The following is a 5,025-nucleotide window of genomic DNA, read 5'->3' on the forward strand; positions in this document are numbered from 1 at the left end:
CAACGAGTGGAATAATTATGTATTATATCACCATAACGAAAACAGACACTTAAATAGAATTGGCTAGGTTATGCTCTGTTCTAACAAATAAAATAAGACAGATAACAGATAACCATCTTCTAGACGTGTAGAAGCCAAAGGAAAAATAAAGTAGCAAGGAAGCTACAAATAAAAAAGCGCTCAACAAGTAGCTATCGTTACTTGTTGAGCGCAAAAATATTAGTCAGAGTAATAGGTACATTATTCCATTTAAGGCTAAAAAGATCGTCTCATCCCTAGTTGGTATTTTCTATTACCGCTTTCATCAGTATTAAATTCGACCCGTTAATGGGATCACTCTGACCTTGTCACCAACTTCCGCATTTGGCTGTTCCGGCAAAATTTCTATCAAACAATTCGCTTCACTCATTGAGCGTAAAATCCCCGAGCCTTGTTGTCCTGTTGATTGTACCGTGAGTCGTCCATTGGCATCGAGTTGGTAAATTCCACGAGTATATTCAGTACGGCCAGGGCGTGAACGCAGTTTTTCTGTGGCAATCGCTGTGTAGCAAGTTGGTTGCCAATTACAACCTTGCATCTTGCGTAGTGCTGGCTCTACAAACTGTAAGAAAGCGACGATGACAGCGACAGGGTTACCCGGTAATCCGAAAAATGGTGTGTCTTTAATTTGACCGAACGCGAGTGGGCGGCCAGGACGCATGTTGATACGCCAGAAGTTTATTTGACCTAAAGCATCAAGCACAGTTTTGATGTAGTCCGCATCGCCTACAGAAACACCACCAGATGATAAAATCATATCAGCTTGTTCGCTCGCCGCATTCAGCGTGGTTTGAAGTGATGTTTCGTTGTCTTCAATGATACCGAAGTCAATCACCTCACAGCCAATTTTAGAAAGCATTGCTTGCAGGGTGAAGCGGTTAGAATCGTAAATACAGTTTTCTTTTTGTGTCTCACCGGGTTGCTGTACTTCATCGCCTGTTGAGAAGATAGCAACCTTTAGTGGTTGCGTGATGGTGACGTTATTAAGGCCCAAAGAGGCAATCATACCGACCTCTGGAGCTGTAATTACACTGCCAGCAGCGATGGCGACTTGGCCTAATGCGAGGTCTTCTCCTGCTTGACGTACGTTTTGTCCTTTTTTAATGCCAAATTGAGTGGTATCAAAGCGCACAAGGTCGTCTGTTTGCTCTGCCTGTTCACGCATAATTACGGTGTCAGCACCTTGGGGCACGGGTGCGCCAGTCATAATACGAACAGCTTGGCCTGCTTCAAGTGGCTTGTCATAGCAGTGGCCAGCCATCACTTGACCGACAACAGTAAAAGATTCTAGCTCGCAGTCAGATCCTCGAATCGCATAGCCATCCATTGCTGAATTCGTGTGCTGTGGAACATTTACTGGTGATAAAATATCTTGTGCGACAATCTGTCCCAGCGCATTTTCAAGCGATACAGCGACCTCACGAGGCGACGTTACGATTTGATCTGAAATCTTAGCGCGACCTTCGTCAACCGATAACATGTCGCTATTGTTTACATCACTGCAATCTAGGCTCGGTTTTTCTAACGTGCCTTGAGCAAAATTGACAACAAAATCAGTGATCTGATCGAGATTGTTGATGTCCATTTGCGGTAGATGTGTGTTTGCAGGGATGTTAGCGGCAACGGCGATAATATTGCTGTCGTCAGGGTGCAGCCAAGGTTTGCCGACTTCTTCACGGTGCAATTCAATTTTTGGGAAGTCGAGTTTTTTAAATCCTTCAACCAAAATTAAATCCAGTGCGGTTTGATCTAATTGGGCAATTAGCTGAGGAAGGTTAGCTTCTTCTTCTGGCGTTTCAGTGACTAAGGCTCGGCGGTAGCGCGAAGAAATCAACATCTGAGAAGCACCAGCTTTGCGTAAACGGTAGCTGTCTTTACCTTCTTGATCGATATCGAAGTTATGGTGAGCATGTTTAATCACGGCAATACGAATGCCACGCTCAACCAGTTTTGGCAGCATAGCTTCTAATAACGTCGTTTTGCCTGTTCCACTAAAGGCCGCAAAGCCCAGTAAAGGTAAAGAAGCGCTAATTTGACTCATGTTGTTTCCCAAATTGTTGGAGTTCTTCTGGCGTATTAAGATTTACAAACGCGTTAGGCTGGTCGCTAAAATCGACAGTTATCATATTGCATTGGCGGTACAGTAAAATGATTTTCCTGTCGCCATTGGCCAGAAAGGCTTCCAGCTTAGGGAGAATGCGACGATGGAGTAGGGTAACGACAGGTTGGATATGTTCACCATCATGAGCGACAGCAATATCGGTAGAGGCATCACAGGCTTGAGACATACGTTCAACAAGGTCTGAAGGCAGTTGCGGGCAATCGCAAGGTACAAAACCGATCCATTCATTGTCGAGTGTATGCAGAGCGGCATGCATACCGCCTAAGGGGCCGGGGTAGTCTTTTATTTGATCACCAAAGACTGCCCCAAACGCTTGGTATTTATCATGATTACGGTTGGCATTGATGGTGATGTGTTGTGTTTGTGCGGCGAGAATGTCAATAACATGCTCTATCATTGTGCGGTTATTAAGAGAGACTAATCCTTTATCGTTGCCCCCCATACGGCTGGCTTGTCCGCCAGCCAAAATTACCCAGCTTGTCTTTTCAGGCAAAGGCATAGTGATTTTTGTCCTCATTGACGAGTTGTAAATCGGCTCGTTCGACTAATTTATTATGTGAGATTGTCCAGTGTCGACGGCAGAGCTTAGTCAGTGCGTTTTGTTGGTGGCTTGTAATAACAAGGCTAGCACCACGCTCTAATAAATCTTCAGCTAATAACACTTGGCGCTCAGTGGATTCTGCATCAAGGCTGGCGCTGGACTCATCCATCAGCAATACGCTAGGTTTTAATACCCAAGCGCGTGCCATTGCAACGCGTTGGCGTTCACCACCTGATAATACAGAAATATGTTCATTAGCCAATGTTTCAAGCCCGACTAAGCGTAACGCATTGATGACTTCACTGCGTTGCGAGTGACGATCACTGAACCGATATTTTAAACCGTAGCATACGTTATCAAACACACTACCATCAAACATGTAGGGGGTTTGATGCATGTAAATCACACCGCCGCTGCGCTGACTTTTAAATAGTCGCGAAGTCCAAGATTGGTTTTGTAGATTGACGTGGCCAGTGGTTGGCTTTTGTAGCCCCGACAAAATCTTTAGTAGAGTAGTTTTACCCACGCCGTTATCACCACTTAAATAAATGGCTTCTTGAGGGCCAATGTTAAGTTGAGGGACGTGAAAAAGCAGACGATCTTTGTAACGCATTGACAGGTCGTGTGCTTGAATTGAAATTTGAGACATTACCAGCTCCTCAACTTAATTTGTGCGCAAGTGAGCTTTGCCACGGGCAACAGATAAAAAGAAGTTTAGCCCTAGAGCTAATAGGAGTAACACAATCCCTAGCGCGACACCTTGCGCAAATGCGCCTTTTGAACTCTCTAGTGCAATGGCCGTTGGGATATTACGGGTCGCATTAAGAATGTTCCCACCCACCATCATTGAACAACCCACTTCTGTAATTATACGGCTAAATGCTGCGATTATCGCGGCCAATAGTGGGAAGCGACTTTCCCACATCAAACTTAAAAAAGCTTTTGGCAGACTAGCCCCAAGTGTAAGGGCAGTTTCCCATGCACGTTTGTCACTGTTTTGAAAGGCGGCATGCATCATTGAGACTAAAATGGGAAAACAAATAAAGATTTGCCCCAAGATCATCGCTTCTTGAGTAAACAATAACTTCCAGTCACCTAACGGCCCAGCCCGAGACAGCAGCATGTACAGCAATAAACCGATAACAACGGTTGGTATCGATTGGAAAGTGTTAATGAGAGACAAAATGACCCAACGTCCGGGAAATTTCCCATACGCCAAAGCAAAGCCAATAAGTAAAGATGGCAATAGCACTGTTGCTATTGCCAGTAAAGAAACTGAGAAAGAAACGCCAACAATGCTCCACAGGGCAGTATCACCACTGAGGAGCAGTTGCACAGCTTCTTGGGTTGTTAACCAAAGATTCATTATTTAGTGATAGCATCAGCAACGAATAGTTGCTCTCCATGACGTTGATAACCATTGATCATTGCTTGTGCTTTTGGATTCACAAGCCAATCACTGAATGTTTTCGCACCTTGGTAGTTAATGTCTGGGTAGCGGCTTGGGTTAACCAGAATTACTTGATAAGGGTTGAATAAGCGCTTATCACCTTGCACCATAATTGATAGGTCAAGTTTGTTTTGGTAAGCCAGCCAAGTACCGCGGTCTGTCATTGTGTACGCTTGTAGCTCAGAAGCCATGTTTAGCGTTGGACCCATGCCTTGGCCAACCGACTTATAGCCACCAAAGTTTGGTTCGATTTGTGTTTGTTTCCACAAGTTTAGTTCTTTTTTGTGCGTGCCGGAATCATCACCACGAGAAACAAATGTTGCGTTGTAGCTCACAATGTTTTTCAGAGCTTTGGTAACGTCTTTCATGCCTTCGATTTTTGCTGGATCGTTATTTGGACCAACAACAACAAAATCGTTATACATTAATTTACGTGGAAGCACACCGTAGCCTTCGTCAACAAACTTAGCTTCAGCTTTTGGCGCATGCGTCATCACAAGATCAACGTCACCGTTTTGGCCCATACGCAGTGATTTACCTGTACCTGCCGCTAATACTTCAACGGTGTAACCTGTGTCTTTCTTGAATTCAGGAAGAAGATAGTCAAGCAAGCCAGAGTGGTAAGTACTGGTTGTTGTAGCAAGACGGATCTTCATCTCGTCGGCAGCATGAACAGCAGCTGCAGTGGTAAGAGAAAGAATAACAAGTGTTGTTTGTAATAGTTTCATAGGTCTTCCTGACAAGTATGTCATTGGTTGAATGCTTAGCGTTGCTATCTAAATAACCCCGCCCTATGGCGCACTATAAGCAATAGCAATGCCAACTTAACAATTTCGCATTATATTTGTCTCTTATAACCATCTGACGCTGCCG

At 44.4% G+C, this 5,025-nt stretch carries 5 protein-coding genes; all 5 read right to left on the bottom strand.

Annotation, left to right across the window (positions count from 1 at the left end; translation table 11 throughout):
- Positions 1–310: 310 nt before the first annotated feature.
- Genes ASV53_RS22560 through ASV53_RS22580 form a run of 5 tightly spaced genes read right to left on the bottom strand, consistent with a single transcriptional unit; the run spans position 311 to position 4,880 of the window.
- Positions 311–2,080 carry a bifunctional molybdopterin-guanine dinucleotide biosynthesis adaptor protein MobB/molybdopterin molybdotransferase MoeA gene (locus ASV53_RS22560; protein ID WP_094958773.1) on the bottom strand — a complete coding sequence of 590 codons (1,770 nt, stop codon included), beginning with the start codon at positions 2,078–2,080 and terminating at the stop codon, positions 311–313.
- Positions 2,067–2,660, bottom strand: coding sequence for a molybdenum cofactor guanylyltransferase MobA (gene mobA, locus ASV53_RS22565; protein WP_094958774.1), 594 nt, complete (start codon positions 2,658–2,660; stop codon positions 2,067–2,069). The genes ASV53_RS22560 and mobA overlap by 14 nt, the downstream gene beginning before the upstream one ends.
- On the bottom strand, positions 2,647–3,351 hold the full coding sequence (locus ASV53_RS22570) for an ABC transporter ATP-binding protein (RefSeq protein WP_062690584.1): 705 nt from the start codon (positions 3,349–3,351) through the stop codon (positions 2,647–2,649). Before ASV53_RS22570 ends, mobA begins: the two co-directional genes overlap by 14 nt.
- A gap of 15 nt (positions 3,352–3,366) precedes the next feature.
- On the bottom strand, positions 3,367–4,068 hold the full coding sequence (locus ASV53_RS22575) for an ABC transporter permease (protein ID WP_094958775.1): 702 nt from the start codon (positions 4,066–4,068) through the stop codon (positions 3,367–3,369).
- Complete coding sequence (locus tag ASV53_RS22580) at positions 4,068–4,880, bottom strand: ABC transporter substrate-binding protein (RefSeq protein WP_189337946.1); 813 nt, start codon at positions 4,878–4,880, stop codon at positions 4,068–4,070. The genes ASV53_RS22575 and ASV53_RS22580 overlap by 1 nt, the downstream gene beginning before the upstream one ends.
- Positions 4,881–5,025: the final 145 nt, after the last annotated feature.

Source organism: Photobacterium sanguinicancri, assembly GCF_002265265.1.
Lineage (GTDB): Bacteria > Pseudomonadota > Gammaproteobacteria > Enterobacterales > Vibrionaceae > Photobacterium > Photobacterium sanguinicancri.

Bases quoted from the DNA above. Each gene is read 5' to 3' on its own strand.
- ASV53_RS22560 (WP_094958773.1), bottom strand. From the start codon at position 2,080: ATGAGTCAAATTAGCGCTTCTTTACCTTTACTGGGCTTTGCGGCCTTT.
- mobA (WP_094958774.1), bottom strand. From the start codon at position 2,660: ATGCCTTTGCCTGAAAAGACAAGCTGGGTAATTTTGGCTGGCGGACAA.
- ASV53_RS22570 (WP_062690584.1), bottom strand. From the start codon at position 3,351: ATGTCTCAAATTTCAATTCAAGCACACGACCTGTCAATGCGTTACAAA.
- ASV53_RS22575 (WP_094958775.1), bottom strand. From the start codon at position 4,068: ATGAATCTTTGGTTAACAACCCAAGAAGCTGTGCAACTGCTCCTCAGT.
- ASV53_RS22580 (WP_189337946.1), bottom strand. From the start codon at position 4,880: ATGAAACTATTACAAACAACACTTGTTATTCTTTCTCTTACCACTGCA.